This window comes from Streptomyces sp. NBC_01241, assembly GCF_041435435.1.
Classification (GTDB): Bacteria; Actinomycetota; Actinomycetes; order Streptomycetales; family Streptomycetaceae; genus Streptomyces.
In genome coordinates, this window is sequence record NZ_CP108494.1 from 3,967,980 (window position 1) to 3,986,171 (window position 18,192).

General features: G+C 70.9%; 16 protein-coding genes and 2 pseudogenes. 7 read left to right on the plus strand and 11 right to left on the minus strand.

Annotation, left to right across the window (positions count from 1 at the left end; translation table 11 throughout):
• Nucleotides 1–122 precede the first annotated feature (122 nt).
• Nucleotides 123–1,943 carry a S9 family peptidase gene (locus OG306_RS17540; protein ID WP_266752270.1) on the plus strand — a complete coding sequence of 607 codons (1,821 nt, stop codon included), beginning with the start codon at nt 123–125 and terminating at the stop codon, nt 1,941–1,943.
• A 164-nt stretch (nt 1,944–2,107) separates the two neighbouring features.
• Nucleotides 2,108–3,004: an SURF1 family protein gene (locus OG306_RS17545; protein WP_266906204.1), complete on the plus strand. Its 897-nt coding sequence runs from the start codon at nt 2,108–2,110 to the stop codon at nt 3,002–3,004.
• A gap of 106 nt (nt 3,005–3,110) precedes the next feature.
• Here OG306_RS17545 and OG306_RS17550 read toward each other — a convergent pair whose 3' ends face one another.
• The 5 genes and pseudogenes from OG306_RS17550 to OG306_RS17570 all read right to left on the minus strand — a co-directional run.
• Nucleotides 3,111–4,391: a hypothetical protein gene (locus OG306_RS17550; protein WP_266906202.1), complete on the minus strand. Its 1,281-nt coding sequence runs from the start codon at nt 4,389–4,391 to the stop codon at nt 3,111–3,113.
• On the minus strand, nt 4,388–4,963 hold the full coding sequence (locus OG306_RS17555; RefSeq protein ID WP_266907678.1) for a SigE family RNA polymerase sigma factor: 576 nt from the start codon (nt 4,961–4,963) through the stop codon (nt 4,388–4,390). Before OG306_RS17555 ends, OG306_RS17550 begins: the two co-directional genes overlap by 4 nt.
• A gap of 370 nt (nt 4,964–5,333) precedes the next feature.
• Nucleotides 5,334–6,398, minus strand: coding sequence for an aspartate-semialdehyde dehydrogenase (locus OG306_RS17560; RefSeq protein WP_266747092.1), 1,065 nt, complete (start codon nt 6,396–6,398; stop codon nt 5,334–5,336).
• Complete coding sequence (locus OG306_RS17565) at nt 6,395–7,666, minus strand: aspartate kinase (protein ID WP_266747093.1); 1,272 nt, start codon at nt 7,664–7,666, stop codon at nt 6,395–6,397. Before OG306_RS17565 ends, OG306_RS17560 begins: the two co-directional genes overlap by 4 nt.
• 390 nt (nt 7,667–8,056) lie before the next feature.
• A pseudogene (locus tag OG306_RS17570) lies at nt 8,057–8,334 on the minus strand (substrate-binding domain-containing protein); the annotation flags it as partial.
• An 89-nt stretch (nt 8,335–8,423) separates the two neighbouring features.
• Here OG306_RS17570 and OG306_RS17575 point away from each other — a divergent pair.
• Nucleotides 8,424–8,648 (plus strand): hypothetical protein, encoded by a 225-nt coding sequence (locus tag OG306_RS17575; protein ID WP_266747094.1) that lies wholly within the window; start codon nt 8,424–8,426, stop codon nt 8,646–8,648.
• Between the two features lie 111 nt (nt 8,649–8,759).
• Here the strand turns inward: OG306_RS17575 and OG306_RS17580 are convergent, their stop codons facing one another.
• The 3 genes from OG306_RS17580 to OG306_RS17590 all read right to left on the minus strand — a co-directional run bounded on the left by OG306_RS17580 (nt 8,760) and on the right by OG306_RS17590 (nt 10,579).
• The gene (locus OG306_RS17580) at nt 8,760–9,419 is read right to left on the minus strand and encodes a DUF5063 domain-containing protein (protein ID WP_266747095.1); all 660 of its coding nucleotides are present in this window, start codon (nt 9,417–9,419) and stop codon (nt 8,760–8,762) included.
• 167 nt (nt 9,420–9,586) lie between these two features.
• Complete coding sequence (gene recR / locus OG306_RS17585) at nt 9,587–10,186, minus strand: recombination mediator RecR (protein WP_266747096.1); 600 nt, start codon at nt 10,184–10,186, stop codon at nt 9,587–9,589.
• A 57-nt stretch (nt 10,187–10,243) separates the two neighbouring features.
• Nucleotides 10,244–10,579: a YbaB/EbfC family nucleoid-associated protein gene (locus tag OG306_RS17590; protein WP_266752272.1), complete on the minus strand. Its 336-nt coding sequence runs from the start codon at nt 10,577–10,579 to the stop codon at nt 10,244–10,246.
• Nucleotides 10,580–10,935: 356 nt separating this feature from the next.
• Here OG306_RS17590 and OG306_RS17595 point away from each other — a divergent pair, with 356 nt between their 5' ends.
• A complete protein-coding gene (locus OG306_RS17595) occupies nt 10,936–11,721 on the plus strand; it encodes an SLATT domain-containing protein (protein ID WP_266747097.1) in 786 nt (261 codons plus the stop codon).
• A 101-nt stretch (nt 11,722–11,822) separates the two neighbouring features.
• On the opposite strand, the gene OG306_RS17600 is transcribed toward OG306_RS17595, so the two are convergent.
• The 3 genes from OG306_RS17600 to OG306_RS17610 all read right to left on the minus strand — a co-directional run bounded on the left by OG306_RS17600 (nt 11,823) and on the right by OG306_RS17610 (nt 15,031).
• Entirely contained in the window at nt 11,823–12,473 is a 651-nt protein-coding gene (locus tag OG306_RS17600) for a hypothetical protein (protein ID WP_266752274.1), read from the minus strand.
• 277 nt (nt 12,474–12,750) lie between these two features.
• Nucleotides 12,751–13,515, minus strand: coding sequence for a GntR family transcriptional regulator (locus OG306_RS17605; RefSeq protein WP_266747098.1), 765 nt, complete (start codon nt 13,513–13,515; stop codon nt 12,751–12,753).
• Nucleotides 13,516–13,657: 142 nt separating this feature from the next.
• Nucleotides 13,658–15,031, minus strand: coding sequence for an aspartate aminotransferase family protein (locus OG306_RS17610; protein ID WP_266747099.1), 1,374 nt, complete (start codon nt 15,029–15,031; stop codon nt 13,658–13,660).
• 85 nt (nt 15,032–15,116) lie between these two features.
• Between OG306_RS17610 and OG306_RS17615 the strand changes: the two are divergent.
• The 3 genes and pseudogenes from OG306_RS17615 to OG306_RS17625 form a co-directional block, all read left to right on the plus strand.
• Nucleotides 15,117–15,569 (plus strand): annotated as a pseudogene (locus tag OG306_RS17615) (DJ-1/PfpI family protein); the annotation flags it as partial.
• Nucleotides 15,566–16,036, plus strand: a complete 471-nt coding sequence (locus OG306_RS17620; RefSeq protein WP_266747100.1) for a MarR family winged helix-turn-helix transcriptional regulator — start codon at nt 15,566–15,568, stop codon at nt 16,034–16,036. The pseudogene OG306_RS17615 and the gene OG306_RS17620, both read left to right, overlap by 4 nt.
• Nucleotides 16,037–16,202: 166 nt before the next feature.
• Nucleotides 16,203–18,086: a protein kinase domain-containing protein gene (locus OG306_RS17625; RefSeq protein ID WP_266747101.1), complete on the plus strand. Its 1,884-nt coding sequence runs from the start codon at nt 16,203–16,205 to the stop codon at nt 18,084–18,086.
• The last annotated feature ends 106 nt before the right edge of the window (nt 18,087–18,192 follow it).

The window sequence follows — 18,192 nt, forward strand, 5'->3', positions numbered from 1 at the left end:
CTGAGGGCAATGCGAACGGATTGTCGGCGTTCCGGCGCAGAATGGGGGACATGACTGAGACCACTGGCTCGACGGCACCGTCCGCACAGGCGACGACCGTTTCCCTGCCCGCGAGCGCCTCCATGCCGGAGTGGGAGCAGCGTTTCCGGGCGCCGCGGGTGTCGTTGCCCGACTGGGCCGAAGACGCGCCGCACCGCGCCCTGTTCGTCTCCAACGCCACAGGTACGTACGAGCTGTACGCATGGGACCGTGCCACCGGCGAGCAGCGCCAGGTGACCGACCGGCCGAACGGGACGACGGACGGTGTGCTGACGCCGGACGGCGAGTCGATCTGGTGGTTCAGCGACACCGACGGGGACGAGTTCGGAGTGTGGATGCGCCAGCCGTTCCACGGCGGCAGCGGGGGCGAGGGCGAGGACACGGTGGACGAGCCGGCGGCACCCGGCCTCGGTGCCTCGTACCCGGCCGGGCTCGCGATCGGACGCGACGGCACGGCGGTGATCGGCCGTTCGACGGACGAGGACGGGACGACGATCCATGTCGTACGGCCCGGGGCCGCACCCGTCGAGATCTACCGGCACCGGGAGTCGGCGGGCGTCGGTGACCTCTCGTACGACGGGACGCTGATCGCCCTGGAGCACACCGAGCACGGCGATGCGATGCACTCCGCGCTGCGGGTGGTCCGGCCGGACGGGTCGACGGTCGCCGAACTGGACGACACCGAGGGCGGTACGAGGGAGCTGGGCCTGTCCGTGCTGGGCTTCGCCCCTGTCCCCGGGGACACGAGGCTGCTGGTCGGGCATCAGCGACGGGGCCGCTGGGAGCCGATGATCTGGGATCCGCTGACGGGCGTGGAGACGGACCTCGCGATCGATCTGCCCGGTGATGTGAGCGCCGAGTGGTATCCGGACGCCTCCGCGCTGCTCATCGTGCACGGCTTCGAGGCCCGCAGCGACCTGTGGCGGTACGAACCGGGGTCCGGTGGTGCTCCCGTGCGGGTGGAGACTCCCGCCGGTTCGGTGTCGGGTGCCACGGCCCGGCCGGACGGCACGGTGGAGTACCTGTGGTCATCGGCCGCGCAGCCGCCCGTCATCAGGTCCACCTCGGGCGCTGTGGTGCTCGATCCGCCCGGCTTGAAGGCTCCGGCTTCCGTGCCGGTGGAGGACGTGTGGGTGGACGGGCCCGGTGGCCGCGTCCACGCGCTCGTACAGCGCCCCGCCGCCCCGGCCGAGGGGCCGTTCCCCACCGTCTTCGAGATCCACGGCGGCCCGACCTGGCACGACAGTGACGCCTTCGCCTCCGGTCCCGCCGCCTGGGTGGACCACGGCTACGCGGTCGTCCGGGTCAACTACCGCGGCTCCACCGGATACGGCCGCGCCTGGACGGACGCGCTCAAGCACCGGGTCGGCCTGATCGAGCTGGAGGACATCGCCGCGGTGCGGGAGTGGGCGGTGAAGTCCGGGCTCGCGGACCCGGAGATGCTGGTCCTGGCCGGTGGCTCCTGGGGCGGCTATCTGACCCTGCTCGGCCTCGGTACGCAGCCGGACGACTGGGCCCTGGGCCTGGCGGCGGTCCCGGTCGCCGACTACGTCACGGCGTATCGCGACGAGATGGAGGACCTGAAGGCGATGGACCGCACGCTGCTGGGAGGCACGCCGGAGGAGGTTCCCGAGCGCTTCGAGGCCTCGTCCCCGCTGACGTACGTCGACGCCGTCCGGGCGCCGGTCTACATCTCGGCGGGCGTCAACGACCCGCGCTGCCCGATCCGCCAGGTCGAGAACTACGTGGACCGGCTGAAGGGCCGTGACGCGGTGCACGAGGTCTACCGGTACGACGCGGGGCACGGTTCGCTCGTCGTGGAGGAGCGGATCAAGCAGGTCCGCCTGGAACTCGACTTCGCCCGACGCCACCTGGCCCCGCAGTCGGGCCCGTCCAGCGAGTAGGGGCTTCTGTTCCGTCCTGGGCTTCTGTTCCGTCCTGGGCTTCTGGTCCGCCCGGCTGCTGTTCCCGTCCTGGGCGTCCGTTCCGTCCGGTACGGGCGACCGCCACCGGGCGTCGGTCGGCACCCCGCGCCGGGCGGCCGGAGCGGGGACCGTACCGTGGAGGTGTGTACCGGTTCCTGCTGACCCCACGATGGTGGGGGATCAACCTCTTCGTCGTGCTGGCCATTCCGTTCTGCGTCTTCATGGGCACCTGGCAGCTCGGCCGCTTCGAGGACCGCGTGCAGACGCATGCCGCCGCCGAGAAGCAGCCCGCTCCGGGTACGAGGGCCGCCAAGCCGATCGACGACCTCCTGCCCGTGGACACGGTGACGTCCGGCCGCCCCGCGACCGCGACCGGCCGGTACGCCGACCAGTTCCTGGTGCCCGGCCGGGAGTTGGACGACAAGAGCGGCTTCTACGTCCTGAACCTGCTCCGTACGGACAGCGGCAAGGCCCTGCCCGTGGTGCGCGGCTGGCTGCCCGGCGAGCCCGGCCGCACCGCCGTGCCCGCCGTACCGACCGGCAAGGTCACGGTCACCGGCGACCTCCAGGCGTCCGAGAACGCCGGCACGGCGGGCGTCGACGCGACGGGCGGGCTCCCGCACGGACAGGTCGGCATGATCAGCGCCGCGTCCCTGGTCAACCTCGTCCCGTACGACGTCTACGACGCCTGGGTGACGCTCCAGGACACCGGCGCCGTCGGCGCGCTGCGCCCCGTACCGGCCGCCGCGCCGCAGGGCACCGGGCTCGATCTGAAGGCCTTCCAGAACCTCGGCTACACCGGGGAGTGGTTCGTCTTCGCCGGGTTCGTGCTCTTCATGTGGTTCCGGCTGCTCCGCCGCGAAGCCGAAGCGGCGCGCGACCTGAAGCTGGGCCTCGTCGCAGACACGGATGGGGTTGCGGGCCCGGATGCGGCTGCCGGCCCGGATGGGGGTGCGGCTGCGGGCCCGAGCGCCAAGAGCGGCGCGGTCACCCGCCCGGTGGATCCCGCCGACCCCGACGTGAGCGTCGGCGCCGTCTGAGGACGTACACACGTGAGGGGGTCCACCCGCCGAATCGGTTGGTGGACCCCCTCACGCATGCGTCATACGCCGTGCACCGAAAACCGCGCCGTGCCCGCGCCCAGCGTCACGTGGCGGGGGCCAGCACCCCGGTCCGGTAGATCGTGCCCGCGCAAGCGTTGGTGATCTTCGTCTCCGCGACCGGCGCACCCGCCTCCGGCGTGTGTGTGACGGCGACACTGCCGTCCAGCGCCCCGTCGCCGTCCTCGCTGCCGGACTGCGGATTCATGTCGGCGGACCCGTCCGCGCCGCCCGTACCGGGACCGGCGGCGGTGGCGCCGCCCGTGCCGTCCGCGCCGCCCGTCGGGGTCGGGCTCGGTGAGCCTCCGGCGGTCGGGCAGATGTCCTTCGGCACCCAGGCGAACTTCACCTCGTACGCCATGGACGGCTTCAGCAGCACCGTCCCCTGCTCCTGCGAGGGGTCGGGCAGCCCGGACGCCGCGTCACCCGCCGTGTGCTGGACAACCGTGATAGCGGCCGGGTCGGCCGCACCCATCGCCTGAAAGCCCACGCTTCCGCTGCTGCTCACCGAACAGTCCGTGCCGGAGACGTTGACGATCCGGAAGGTGCCGTACACCGTGCCGTCGGCACTCGCCGCGCCCGTCTCGGCCGAGGCGACCGAGAGCTGCCCCGGGTCGCAGTCCGGCTGGGACGCCGCCTCGGACGCGGTCGGGTCGGCGACCCCGCCGGCCAGCCCGCCGTCGGTGTCCTGGCCGCGGCCGTCGGACGGGCTGCCCGTGCTCGCGGGACGGTTCGGGCCGCCGTCGGCCGGCCCGTCGCTGCCACCGCCGTCGCTCTTCCCACCGGTCCCCGAATCCCTCTCGGTGCCGTTGCCGCCCTGCGCCTGCTCGCCGTGTCCGGCTATCGCGGGATTGGCGGCGTTCGAACCGTCGGAGTTCGCCACATGGACGAAGGCCGGGACGGCCGTGCCGATGAGCAGTGCCGCCGCCGCCATGCCGACGGCGGCCTGCCGTCGCCTGGCGCGCCGGGCGGGCACCGCTCGCTGCAGAAGGTCGAGCGTGCCGTCGCCGGGTTCGATGTGCTCGACGGCCCCGTGCAGCATGCGGCGCAGCGCGACCTCGTCCATGTCCGCACCATCGCCCGCACCCGGGTTCACCTGCGAGGCGCTCTCCGACCCACGTTCCTGCGACCCACTCTTCTCCGGCCCGCGCTCCTGCGGCCCGTCGCGCTCCGACCCGTCGCGCTCCGGCCCGTCGCGCTCCGGCCCGTCGTTCACCATTTCGCTTCCAGTCAGGTCATTCCAAGGCTCACGATCACGGCCGATCTCACGGCCGTTCTCGTGGCCGTTCTCACGGCCGTTCTCGTTCCTGTGGTCGCGCCGGCTCATACCTGCGCCTCCATCACGACGCGCAGCGCCGCGATCCCACGCGAGCCGTAGGCCTTGACCGAGCCCAGGGATATGCCCAGTGTCTCGGCCACCTGAGCCTCCGTCATGTCCGCGAAGTAACGCAGCACCAGAACCTCCCGCTGGCGCCGTTGCAGCCCCCGCATCGCCTTGATCAGCGCGTCCCGCTCCAGTTGGTCGTACGCGCCCTCCTCCGCGCTCGCCATGTCCGGCATGGGCTTGGAGAGCAGCTTCAGCCCGAGGATGCGGCGGCGCAGCGCCGAGCGCGACAGGTTGACGACGGTCTGGCGCAGATACGCGAGTGTCTTCTCGGGTTCCCGTACCCGGTTCCGCGCCGAGTGCACGCGGATGAACGCCTCCTGCACGACGTCCTCACACGAGGCGGTGTCGTCCAGGAGCAGAGCCGCGAGGCCGAGCAGCGAACGGTAGTGGGCGCGGTAGGTCTCGGTGAGATGGTCGACCGTGGTTCCGGCAGCCACGCCCTCCTCAGCGCCCTCGCGCTGCGACGGCAGCCGTGCGGGACGCGCCGCGGGCATGGGCGCGATCACCGGCATACCGCCGGGCGCGCGGGGCCGTCTGAGCGGCCGCACCGAAGCGCCGCGCAGGGGGCCCACCACTGTGATATCGAGAACCTCTGCCACGCCAGTTGGACACGTTTCTCCCCGTCAGGGTTGTACGCGCGCAGCACCGCGTTCAACACGGTGCGACATGCCCTCATACGTACCTGCTCTTCCCCGAATGCCCCAACTGTGCGCCCCGCCGCGCAAGAGGTGAACGCATAGACGCGCACTGTCCGGCCAGCGGTTGCAGCAGGCCGAAAGGTCATCGTCGGACACCCTGACACCCCAGCTCAAGAGGTTCAGACCTTCAACTTGCTCACAGGACATTCACAGAATGCGTATAAACAGGTCCGATCAGGAGCGATCAGGACCGAGGGAATTCGGCGGCCACCGATTCGGCGATCTGCGCCACGTTCAGCGCCGCGCCCTTGCGGAGGTTGTCGCCGCAGACGAACAGTTCCAGACCCCGGGGATCGTCCAGCGACCTGCGCACCCGTCCGACCCAGGTCGGATCGGTGCCCACGACGTCGGACGGTGTCGGGAAGTCCCCCGCCGCCGGACTGTCGTACAGCACCACGCCCGGGGCCGTCGCCAGGATCTCGTGGGCCCGGTCGACCGCGATCTCGTTCTCGAACCGCGCGTGCACGGACATCGAGTGCGTCGCGATCACGGGTACGTACACACACGTCGCCGCCACCCGCAGGCTCGGCAGATCCAGGATCTTGCGGCACTCCTCACGGATCGCCAGTTCCTCCGACGACCAGCCGTCACCGGCCTCGGTCCCGGCCCAGGGCACCACGTTGAGGGCCACCGGTGCGGCAAAGGGGCTGCCTCCGGCGTCGCCCACGGCCCGCCGTACGTCTCCGGGCTTCGTGCCCAACTCCGTACCGGCCACCATCGACAGCTGTTCGCGCAGCGCCGCAACGCCGTCGCGGCCCGCCCCGCTCACCGCCTGGTACGAGGAGACGACCAGTTCCCGCACGCCGAATTCGGCGTGCAGCGCGCCGACCGCGACGATCAGCGAGAGCGTCGTGCAGTTCGGGCTCGCGACGATGCCGCGCGGCCTGATCCGTACGGCATGCGGATTGATCTCGGGCACGACCAGCGGAACGTCCGCGTCCAGCCGGAACGCGGCGGAGTCGTCGATCACGACCGCGCCCTTGGCGGCGGCGATCGGCGCCCACTGCGCGGAGACGTCGTCGGGCACCAGGAACAGCGCCACGTCGACACCGTCGAAGACGTCCTCGGCGAGTTCGAGGACTTCGCTCTCCTCGCCGCGTACGACCAGCTTGCGGCCGGCCGAACGCGGCGAGGCGATCAGCTTCACCTCGCCCCAGACATCCGCGTGCTGCGAAAGGATCTGGAGCATGACGCCGCCGATCGCCCCGGTCGCTCCGACCACCGCGAGCGAAGGACGGCCCGCGGTCATCGGCCGGTGCCCCCGTAGACGACGGCCTCGTCGGAATCGCTGTCGAGACCGAAGGCGGTGTGTACGGCGCGCACGGCCTCGATGACATCATCGGCGCGGGTGACGACCGAGATGCGGATCTCGGATGTCGAGATCAGCTCGATGTTCACCCCGGCGTCCGAGAGCGCCTCGAAGAAGGCCGCCGTGACACCCGGGTTGGTCTTCATGCCCGCGCCGACCAGGGAGATCTTCGCGATCTGGTCGTCGTAGCGCAGCGACTCGAAGCCGATGGTGCCGCGGTTGCGCTCCAGGGCGTCGATGGCCTTGCGGCCCTCGGCCTTCGGCAGCGTGAACGAGATGTCGGTCAGACCGGTCGACGCGGCGGAGACGTTCTGCACCACCATGTCGATGTTGACCTCCGCGTTCGCGATGGTGCGGAAGATCGCGGCGGCCTCGCCCGGCTTGTCGGGTACGCCGACGACGGTGATCTTGGCCTCGGAGACGTCATGGGCGACTCCGGAGATGATCGCGTGCTCCACCTTCTGGTCCCCTTGCGGCTCGTTGCTGACCCAGGTTCCGCGCAGTCCGGAGAAGGACGAGCGGACGTGGATCGGGATGTTGTAACGGCGTGCGTACTCCACGCACCGGTGCAGCAGCACCTTGGAGCCGGACGCGGCCAGCTCCAGCATGTCCTCGAAGGAGATCCAGTCGATCTTCCGGGCCTTCTTCACGACCCGCGGGTCGGCGGTGAAGACACCGTCCACATCGGTGTAGATCTCACAGACCTCGGCATCCAGCGCGGCCGCGAGCGCGACGGCGGTGGTGTCGGACCCGCCGCGGCCGAGCGTGGTGATGTCCTTCTTGTCCTGGGACACACCCTGGAACCCCGCGACGATCGCGATGTTCCCCTCGTCCAGCGCCGTACGGATACGGCCCGGCGTCACATCGATGATGCGCGCTTTGTTGTGGACCGAGTCGGTGATGACGCCTGCCTGGCTGCCCGTGAACGACTGGGCCTCGTGGCCCAGGTTTTTGATCGCCATCGCCAGCAGGGCCATGGAGATCCGCTCTCCGGCGGTCAGCAGCATGTCGAACTCACGCCCGGCAGGGATCGGGGATACCTGCCCAGCGAGATCGATCAACTCGTCCGTCGTGTCGCCCATCGCTGACACCACGACAACCACCTGGTTGCCGTTCTTCTTGGCATCGACGATTCGCTTGGCGACGCGCTTGATGCCTTCGGCATCGGCTACGGAGGAGCCTCCGTACTTCTGCACGACAAGGCCCACGTGCGCTCCTCGCTCAGTCCATTACTGCGGTCGGCTCAGTTTAACGAGCAGTCCGGAATCGCCCCGTCGATACCACATTGTGAGATATCCCGCTCAGTACGTGATCATCGGCGCGTCGCTCCGAACTGCTCGTACGGGGCTGCTGCCCGCCGATCGGGCCCGCACTCCCGTATGTGGTCCAGCCCACACGCACGGTGCGCCGGGTCCACGATGCACGAGCAGTCCACCTCCAGCGTGGACCGGAACCCCACGGTCCGCCCTTCGGAGGCCTCCACCATGCGTACGCCGCTCCGCACATTCCCCGCGCTCCCCGCGCTCCCCGTGCTCACTCCGGTAATACGGGGCCCCGACTGCTGACGCCACACCCGGCGTGCCGCACCCGAGCGGGTGGATGCACTCCTGAAGCAGCCGGGCCATCACCCCGGCCATCCCTTCCACCGGCTGCCGCACGGCGGTCAGAGAGGGCCTGCACGTGACGGCCACGCTCGAACCGTCGAAACCGACCACGACTACGTCGTGCGGCACACGTCTGCCCTGCTCCCGCAGCACCTGGCACACGCCCTGGGCCATGAGGTCGTTGGCCGCGAACACCCCGTCGATCCCCGGGTGCTCGCTCAGCAGCCTGCCATGGCCTCCGCGCCGCTGTCGCGCGTGAACCCGCCCTCGGCACGGGCGCGAACCGACGATACGCACCGCCCCACCCCCTTGAATGCCCCATGTGTGACCCATGAGGTGGGTGGGGGCACATGTGAAGGAGGTGGGGACACATTCCCTGAACGTGCCGCCACCCCCCTCGTTCATCTCCTGGCCGCACCCACTACCGCAGCATGCTGATCTCCTCGTCGGTGAGCGCACCGGAGAAGGCCCGGACCTGGTCGACGGCCCCGTGCAGGTACTCGCCCCACCCGTCGCGGTCGGACAGCGCCTCGTCGCAGCCGACGCGGGGGTGACGTCCACGCAGCGGACCTCCGCCACCCCGTGAACGCGTTCGACGAGGCGTCTGGACGGCTGTGTGTCACGTTGCCGCGAGGGGCCGGGGCGCATCCCGCCCGGGGCGCGTCCCGCCGGGCGTCGCCCGCTACTGCACCGGCCGCTACTGCACGGGCCGCAGTCCCAGCGGTCCCGCGATCTCCTCCGCCATCACCCGGCCCGCCTCCTCGGCCAGGTCGTCGTCGACCGCATCCGAGTCCGTGTCCAGCCCGTCCAGTTCCTGGAGGGGCTGGTTGAGCCGGATGTGGGCGATCAGGGACTGGAGGGCGCGCAAGGTGGCGGATGCGGTGGAGCCCCAGTTGGAGAAGTAGGAGAACTGCCACCACCACAGGGCCTCGGTCGTGCGGCCCTCTTCGTAGTGGGCCAGGCCGTGGCGCAGGTCGGTGACCAGGTCGGCCAGGCCGTCGGAGATACGGGCCGGGACCGGGGCCTTGCGCGGCTCGTACGGGTCGAAGACCTCGGAGTAGACATCGATCGGCTCCAGCAGGGCGGCGAACCGCTCGCGCAGACCGTCGGCGTCCGGCTCCGCGCCGAGATCCGGCTCGTAGCGCTCGTCGGGGACGATGTCCTCGTACGCGCCGAGCCTGCCGCCCGCCAGCAGCAGCTGGGAGACCTGGAGCAGCAGGACGGGGACGGCCTCCTCGGGCTCCTCGACCTTGGACACCTCGGTGACCGCGACGATGAACGTCTTGATCTGGTCGGCGATCTGGACGGCGAAGTCGTCCGGATCCTGCGTGACGGAGTTCAGCGTGGCGTCAGACATCGAGGGGACCTCCCGTGGGCACGGTCGCGAACGGTGAGAAGAACATAGCGTCGCTGAACGTAAAGCCGTCGTGAGTCGACGCAAGAACATCAGACGTCGCGGTCGTGAAGGCATCACGCATCGTGAAAGCACCAGACGTCGTGCAGGCATCACACATCGTGGAGGTGTCAGACATCGAGCAGGCGCCTCCCCTCGAAGGCGCGGCCCAGGGTGACCTCGTCCGCGTACTCCAGATCGCCGCCGACCGGCAGACCACTGGCCAGTCTGGTGACCCGCAGGCCCATCGGCTTGATCATCCGTGCCAGGTACGTCGCGGTGGCCTCGCCCTCCAGGTTGGGGTCGGTGGCCAGGATCAGTTCCGTGATCGACCCGTCGGCGAGACGGGCGAGCAGTTCACGGATGCGCAGGTCGTCGGGCCCGACGCCCTCGATCGGACTGATCGCGCCGCCGAGCACGTGGTATCGGCCCCGGAACTCACGGGTCCGCTCGACCGCGACGACATCCTTCGGTTCCTCGACCACACAGATGACCGTCTGGTCGCGGCGCGCGTCCCGGCAGATATTGCACTGTTCCTGCTGGGCGACGTTGCCGCAGACCGAACAGAACCGGACCTTGTCCTTGACCTCGAGGAGGGCATGGGCGAGACGGCGCACATCGGTCGGCTCGGCCTGCAGGATGTGGAAAGCGATCCGCTGCGCGCTCTTGGGACCGACGCCGGGCAGCCTGCCCAACTCGTCGATGAGGTCCTGAACCACGCCTTCGTACAACGGGATCGCCTTCCTGGTCCTGAGTTATGAATACAACGTACGAGTTCCGGCCGCAGGTCAGAAGGGGAGACCGGGCATACCGCCGAGCCCCTGGGTCAGCGGGCCGAGCTTCTGCTGCTGAAGCTGCTGCGCGTTCTCGTTCGCCGCCTGTACGGCGGCGACGACGAGGTCCGCGAGCGTCTCGGTGTCCTCCGGGTCGACGGCCTTCGGGTCGATCACCAGGGCCCGGAGCTCGCCGGAGCCGGTCACGGTCGCCTTCACCAGACCGCCACCCGCCTGACCCTCGACCTCGGTCCTGGCCAGTTCCTCCTGGGCCGCCGCGAGTTCCTGCTGCATCTTCTGGGCCTGCTGCAGCAGCTGCTGCATATTGGGCTGACCACCACCGGGAATCACGGTCACTCCTGGCAATTCGACGACAGAATGTTTCGGTACGCCGAGCCTACGTGGTCACCGCGCAGCGCGCCCCACCCACTGGCAAGCAACTCTTTCGAGTGAGTTTGAAGCACCCTCGGCGAGACTCCTATACCTGATCACAGGCCCCGTACACCCGGGAATACTGCGATTTCGACCCCACGGCCCACCATTCGGCGGTAGGAAGGGCATGCACATCAGACACACAGGCGCACCGCTCGTCACGCAAAGTTACGCACGCGGGACAGTCGGCCGCGCCGGAGAGCGGTGATCAGCCCACCGTCGAACACACCGCCACACATCAGGCGTCGCTACGCAGAATGCAGAGGAGTACCCCGGTGAGTCAGCCGGAGATGCAGCCCGAAGGGCCGCCCCGCAACGAGCCCGGTTCGACCGGCTCGGCCGGTTCCTCCGGTTCGGGCTCCCGCGCACGCGGCCGGGGCCGGGATCTGACCGGCGCACCGTTCCCGCTCGGCGACTGGGGCGAGCCCGCCGAACGCCTCGACGAGCTGTACCGCTGGGTCGAGGCCGATGCGCTGCGCACCGCCGACTGGTATCTGAACGACCGGGTGTGGAAGCGGCGCGGCGCCAGGGCCCTGCGGATCAGTACGGCGGCCGGGGCGGTCGCGGGCGCCGCGCTGCCGTTGCTCGATCTCACCGGTGCCCTGAGCGGGGCGGCGGGATGGGGCTATCTGTCCCTGCTGCTGGGCGCCGCGAGCATGGCCTGCGACCGGTTCTTCGGTCTGACCTCGGGCTGGATAAGGAACCTCGCCACCGCCCAGGCCGTGCAGCGGCGGCTTCAGGTGCTGCAGTTCGACTGGGCGTCGGAGTGCGTACGGGAGGTGCTCGGCCCGACCGAGGGCACGGCCAGCGAGGCCGCCGAGCGGTGCCTGGGGGTGCTGCGGCGGTTCTCGGAGGACATCACGGAGCTCGTGCGGACCGAGACCGCGGACTGGATGGTGGAGTTCCGGGCCGGGCCTGCGCCGATGGGGATGCAGGCGTTGTCGTCGGGCAGCGGGGGCGGGGGGCGTACGGACCAGGGGGCGCTGCCGGGCCGGTTCCCGATGCAGACGATGGCCCGGCCGAACATGCCGCGGCAGCGGCCTCCGGAGTCCCCGCGGTGATTGCGCCGCGGTGACGCCGGGGCGCCCGGCCGTCGCCTGCACGGGTGCCCCGGCACCCGATACCGGCACCCGGCATCAGCACCCGGCATCGGGTATCCGCTTCAGCTGAAGATGATCATGGACCCCTGGGCGAGGCTGCGCGTGGCCGCCGCGTGCAGACCCAGCCAGACGTGCCGCTCACGGGCGAACGGACTGTTGTCGTACGGAATCGGGCCCGCCGGTTCCTCGAGGGACGTCGGCGCTGCGGGTGGCAGCGGGGCGGCCGGCGGGTTCGCCGGATCGATGCCGATGGACGGAGCCACGAACTCCAGCTCCCTCAGCAGCCCGTGCGCGGAACCGAGCGGGCCGCCGCCCGCCAGCAGGTCGTCGCTGGAGAGCGGAGCGGCGAAGTCCAGCGGGACGTACGCCCCCGCATGGTCGTAGTGCCAGACCAGGTGGGACTGCCGGGCCGACGCCTCGAACATCTCCAGCAACTGCTCGTAGTCCCCGCCCAGTTCGTCGACGGGCGTGACGGCGAGGCCGCTGAGCTGGAGCAGATGGGCGCGGCGCAGGAAGTGCAGGGCGTCGTAGTCGAAGGCCGCGACCGGAGCGACGTCGCCGGTCAGGCCCGGCATGTAGGCGTACACGGGGACGGGCGGCAGCCCGGCCTCGCTCAACACCTTGTCGTAGACGGCTATCTCTTCGGCGAACGGGTTGTCGGGGCTGTGGCACAGCACATCGACGAGGGGGACCAGCCACAGGTCACAGGCCACGAAATCTCGCTCTCCCACGGGTGCGCATCAAAGTCATCGGTATCGGATCAGGTTCATCGGGTTATTCACGACGGTCGGGACAGCGTAATGCGGTGGGCTCATTGCGCACAGTGGCCGACGGCCGCGGGCAGGAGCCGGCCGTATTCCGTAACCGCCCGTCCGCAGCCGCCGGTCCGCAGTCGCCCGTGCGTAACCGCCGGTCCGCAGTCGCCCGTGCGTAACCGCCGGTCCGCAGTCCCCGCCCCGCAGTCGCCCGGTCATTGCGGCGGGGCTCCGGTTACGGCCGCGACTGCGGCTCCTCGGCGGGCGGGGCCTGTCCGGCCGGCTCCGGATCGTGGCCCGGATGCGCCGGGTCTCCGGCCGCGAGCCGGTCCGCCCAGTTCAGCGCGTGCGCGTTGTAGTCGTCCATCACCGCGCACACCGCGTCGCGGTCGCCGAGGGTGATCGCCGCGACGAGCTCCGGATGGCCGTGCCACAGCCACTCCCGGGCACCCACGTCGTGGCGCAGATACGGCACCGCGAACACCCATGCCTGGACGCGCAGCCGGTGCAGGAAGTCGCTGATGTACGTGTTGCCGACGAGCGCGCCCAGCTCACGCCAGAACCGCAGGTCGTAGCCGATGAGGATGTCGAGGTCGCCGCCCTGGGCCGCCCGTGCGGCCTCCTGGGCCCTGCGGCGCACGGAGACCAGATGGTCCCGCTGCGCCACCTTCTGCGCGACCGACAGCACCGGCCCGCAGAAGAGGCCGCGGATGACTCCGTCGATGACCAGGGTCCGCGCCTCGACCATCGACCGGTAATCGGCCACGGTGAACTCCCGCACGCGGAAGCCGCGGTGCTGATCCGATTCGAGCAGGCCCTGCGCGGAGAGGTCGAAGAGCGCCTCGCGTACCGGAGTCGCGGAGACGCCGTACTGCTCGGCGATCTGCTTGACGGTGAACTCCCGCCCCGGCCGCAGACGCCCGGCAAGCACTTCGTCCCGCAGCGCGTCCGCGATCTGCTGCCGCAGCGTACTGCGGGTTACAGCTCCGCTCGCGCGCATGGCGCCCCTCCCCTTTTCGGCTTTCGATCACCTTAAGCCAGGGCCGCCCTGCCCGGATCCGGGCAGGGCGGGGCGGGGGAGGGGCGTGGCGGGTGCGGCCGGGCAGGGGGCGCTGGTCCGCGGGGCCGCGCGGGCCCCGCGGCTACACCGTGTGCTCGTCCGCGACCGACAGTGCCGCGTCGAGAGCCGCGAGGCCCTCCTTGGCCTCGGCCTCGGTGATGTTGCAGGCCGGAACGGCGTGGGTGCGGTTCATGTTGATGAACGGCCACAGGCCGTTCTTCTTCGCCGCCGCGCCGAAGGCCGCCATCGGCGCGTTGGCCTCGCCCGCCGCGTTGTACGGGACCAGCGGCTCGCGGGTCTCCTTGTTGCGGACCAGGTCCAGCGCCCAGAAGGCACCGAGGCCGCGGACCTCGCCGACCGACGGGTGGCGCTCGGCGAGCTCGCGCAGGCCGGGGCCGAGGACCGTCTCGCCGATGTGGGCGGCGTTCTCGATGACCTTCTCGTCCTCCATCACGTGAATGGTGGCGACCGCGGCCGCGCAAGCCAGCGGGTGGCCGGAGTAGGTCAGTCCGCCCGGGTAGGCGCGGGTCTCGAACGTGGCGGCGATCTCGGCGGAGATGGCGACGCCGCCGAGCGGTACGTAACCGGAGTTGACGCCCTTGGCGAAGGTCATCAGGTCCGGCACCACGTCGAAGTGGTCGGCGGCGAACCACGTGCCGGTGCGCCCGAATCCGGCCATCACCTCGTCGAGGATGAAGACGATCCCGTACCGGTCGCAGATCTCGCGCACGCCCGCGAGGTAGCCGGGCGGCGGCGTCATGATGCCCGCCGTGCCGGGGATCGTCTCCAGGATGATCGCGGCGATGGTGGCGGCACCCTCGAAGGCGAGGGTGTCCTCCAGGTGCTGGAGCGCGCGGGCGCACTCCTCGGCCTCGGTCTCGGCGTGGAACGGCGAGCGGTAGAGGAACGGCGCCCAGAAGCGGACGACTCCCGCCGAGCCGTTGTCGGACGGCCAGCGTCGCGGGTCGCCGGTCAGGTTGATCGCGGTGGAGGTGGCGCCGTGGTACGAGCGGTAGGCGGAGAGCACCTTCGTACGGCCGGTGTGCAGCCGGGCCATCCGGACGGCGTTCTCCACGGCTTCCGCGCCGCCGTTGGTGAAGAAGATCTTGTCCAGGTCACCGGGGGTGCGCTCGGCGATGAGGCGCGCGGCCTCGGAGCGCGCCTCGATCGCGAACGCGGGAGCGAAGGTGGCGAGTTTGCCCGCCTGCTCCTGGATCGCGGCGACGACGGTGGGGTGCTGGTAGCCGATGTTGGTGTAGACGAGGCCGCTGGTGAAGTCCAGGTAGCGGTTGCCGTCGTAGTCCCAGAAGTACGCCCCCTCGGCGCCGGCGACGGCGAGCGGATCGATCAGGCCCTGGGCGGACCAGGAGTGGAACACGTGCGCGCGGTCGGCGGCCTTCACGGCCGCACCGGCAGCGGGGTCGACATGCGGGGCATGCGGGGCATGAGGGGTCATGCCGTGAGCGTAGGCCGCGCCGGGAGCGGATCGACATGGCCACCTTGTATGGCGTGGGGCGCTCTGGTGGGCAGGGTGTCGCGTCGGGCTGCGCGTCCAGCCCGATCTCGCGCTCGCGGAGCTGCGCCCCGAGGACAGCGCGCTGCTGATCCTCACCGGCGCCGGTCTCTGGGACTCCGGCGACGAGCTCGCCCCCTTCGCCCGGACGGCCCGCGCCTTCCTGGACGCCGGGGTTCCGGTCGCCGCGATCTGCGGTGCGACGGCGGGGCTGGCCCGCGAGGGGCTGCTCGACGGCCGCGCCCACACGAGCGCGGTCTCCTTCTGTCTCGCGGCCACGGGGTACGGGGGTGGTGAGCGGTACGTCGACGCGGACGCGGTGACGCACGGCGACCTCATCACGGCCGGGCCGACCGAACCGGTCGCGTTCGCCCGTGAGGTCTTCGCACGGCTCGGGGTGTACGAGGGCGCGAAGCTCGACGCCTGGTACCGGCTCTTCCACGACTCGGACGCGAGCGCGTACGAGGTGTTGCAGGGGTGAGCCGCGCGCAGCAGGACTCGCTCAGCCGGACCGCGCTCGGCATCTTCCACCTGAACGGCCATTTTCTGGCGGTGTCGCAGAAGTTGGCCAGGCCGGCCGGGCTGACCGCAGCGTGGTGGCAGGTCCTCGGGGCGGTGCTGGCCGAGCCGTTGCCCGTGTCCGGGATCGCCCGCGCCATGGGGATCACACGGCAGAGCGTGCAGCGGATCGCGGATCTGCTCGTGGGGAAGGGACTTGCGGAGTACGTACCGAATCCGGCCCACCAGCGCGCGAAGCTGCTCCGCCCCACGGAGGAGGGCCGGGCAGCCATATCCCGGATCGGCCCCGGCCACGCGGAGTTCGCGGCGCGGCTGGCGGAGGAACTGGGGGAGGCGGAGTTCGCGGAGACGGTACGGGTGCTGGAGCGGTTGTCCGCGGCGGTGGAAACGGTGAGGGCGGCAGGCGTTTCCAGCTCGTCCGGCGCCTGAGGACGGAACCACCCCCAGCCCGTCCGGCGCTTGAGGACAAAACCGGAGGGAGGAATCGCCGGACACCCGGCGGACGGGCGTGAATTACCGGACCCACCGGGGCACACCCCGCGCCGCTATTCTCGACCCGTTCCGGCGTATCGCCGCACGGGGGAGGACGCACACCATGGAAAAGCTCGGGCCCGCCGCCCCACAACGCATCGGCGCCTACCGCCTGCTGGGCAGGCTCGGCGCAGGCGGCATGGGCCAGGTCTATCTGGCCCGCTCCGACCGCGGCCGCACCGTCGCGATCAAGCTGGTACGCGGCGACCTCGCCGTGCAGCCGGAGTTCCGCGACCGCTTCCGCCAGGAAGTGCGGGCCGCCCGCCAGGTCGGCTCCGCCTGGACCGCCCCCGTGCTCGACGCCGACACCGAGGCCGCCGTGCCCTGGGTCGCGACCGGATACGTCGCCGGGCCCTCCCTCCAGGCCACCGTCTCCGGTCGCGCGGGCGCCCGCGCGGAGGCGGCTTCCGGAACGTACGGTCCCCTGCCCGAGCGTTCGGTTCACATCCTGGGTGCCGGTCTCGCCCACGCCCTCCAGGCCATCCACGCCGCCGGACTCATCCACCGCGACCTCAAGCCCTCCAACATCCTGCTGACGATCGACGGGCCGCGCGTCATCGACTTCGGCATAGCCCGGGCACTCGACACCGTGGCCGGCGGCGGCCTCACCCGCACCGGGGCCCTGGTCGGTTCGCCCGGTTTCATGGCCCCCGAGCAGGTGCGCGGCGAGCGTGTGACCCCGGCGTGCGACGTGTTCTGCCTGGGCTCGGTACTGGCGTACGCGTCCACCGGTCGGCTTCCGTTCGGGTCGTCCGACAGCGGCGTGCACGCGCAGATGTTCCGGATCGCCCAGGAGGACCCGGACCTGACCGGCGTCCCCGTGGACCTCGTCGAACTGATCAGGGACTGCCTGAGCAAGGATCCGGCCTCCCGCCCGACGACGGACGCGATCCTGGAACGCCTGGCCGACGACGATACGGCGGAACCCTGGCTTCCGGGTGCGCTCATCGCCCAACTCGGGCGTCATGCGGTCAAGTTGCTCGACTCCGAGGACCCGGAGGAGTCGGCGGAGGAGGTGGCCGAGGAGGCTCCCCTACCGGACATGGCACCCCCACCGCCCCCGACTCCCGCGGACCGTCCCGTCCGCACACTCCCCACGATCGTCGGCGCCCCGACCCCGACCCCCGCGCCCGCCCCGCCCCCCGGACCCCCCTCTCCCGCGTACGGCTACCCGCAGTTGCCCGCCCAGCCGCACCCCGGCCAGGGCTTCGGCCCTCAGCAGAACCACCCCGGGTACGGATATCCGCAGCAGCACCAGCCTCGGAACCACCCACAGCAACCGCAGCAACCGCAGCCCGGCTTCGGTGCCGCACCGCCGTACGGTCCCCTCTACCCCGGCGCCCCGCAGCCCGTCCCCGAGCCCGTCCGCCGCGGCAAGGCATCGACCATCGCGCTCATAGCCATCGCCGTGCTCGTGGCCATAGGCGCGGGCGGGTCCGTCTACGCGCTCATGAGCGACAACGGGCCGGGGCACGACCCGTCCCCCACCGCCTCCCCGTCCGCATCGGACTCGCCCGGCGTCGACGACCCTTCGCCCGTGGACCCGGACCCGGATCCGCCCTCCTCCGACGACCGGAAGAACAGCGACGGCCCCGTCCCGGCCGGCTACCTCGGCACCTGGTCGGGCTCCATCGACAACGCCGCGGGCCACTCCACCCGGAACCTCGTCATCCGGCAGGGCACGGTCGGCCAGACCGTTCTCACGCTCACCGCGGACGGCCCGCTCGACACCGGCGGCTCCTACCACTGCGTCTTCCAGGCGGCCCTGACCGCGGAGCCGTCCCCGAGCGGGCCCGTCGAGGTCGGCCCGTCCACGGTCACGGTCGGCGAGCCCATGTCGTCCTGCACCGCGGGCAAGGCCACCACGCTCAACCTGCTCCCGGACGGCTCCCTGCGGCGCGAGAACACGGACAGCGGCGAGCAGCTCACGTACACCAAGGCCGACTGATCAACCCAGCAGCGCGGACACCGCGTTCAGCACCGTTGACTCAGGACCAGCTCGGCAAGGCCATCGGTTTCTCGGCAGCGGCCGTGAGCGCGATGGAGACCTGCGC

Bases quoted from the DNA above. Each gene is read 5' to 3' on its own strand.
- OG306_RS17540 (WP_266752270.1), top strand. From the start codon at position 123: ATGCCGGAGTGGGAGCAGCGTTTCCGGGCGCCGCGGGTGTCGTTGCCC.
- OG306_RS17550 (WP_266906202.1), bottom strand. From the start codon at position 4,391: ATGAGCCGGCGCGACCACAGGAACGAGAACGGCCGTGAGAACGGCCAC.
- OG306_RS17555 (WP_266907678.1), bottom strand. From the start codon at position 4,963: ATGCCGGTGATCGCGCCCATGCCCGCGGCGCGTCCCGCACGGCTGCCG.
- OG306_RS17560 (WP_266747092.1), bottom strand. From the start codon at position 6,398: ATGACCGCGGGCCGTCCTTCGCTCGCGGTGGTCGGAGCGACCGGGGCG.
- OG306_RS17580 (WP_266747095.1), bottom strand. From the start codon at position 9,419: ATGTCTGACGCCACGCTGAACTCCGTCACGCAGGATCCGGACGACTTC.
- OG306_RS17605 (WP_266747098.1), bottom strand. From the start codon at position 13,515: ATGCGCGCGAGCGGAGCTGTAACCCGCAGTACGCTGCGGCAGCAGATC.
- OG306_RS17610 (WP_266747099.1), bottom strand. From the start codon at position 15,031: ATGACCCCTCATGCCCCGCATGCCCCGCATGTCGACCCCGCTGCCGGT.
- OG306_RS17625 (WP_266747101.1), top strand. From the start codon at position 16,203: ATGGAAAAGCTCGGGCCCGCCGCCCCACAACGCATCGGCGCCTACCGC.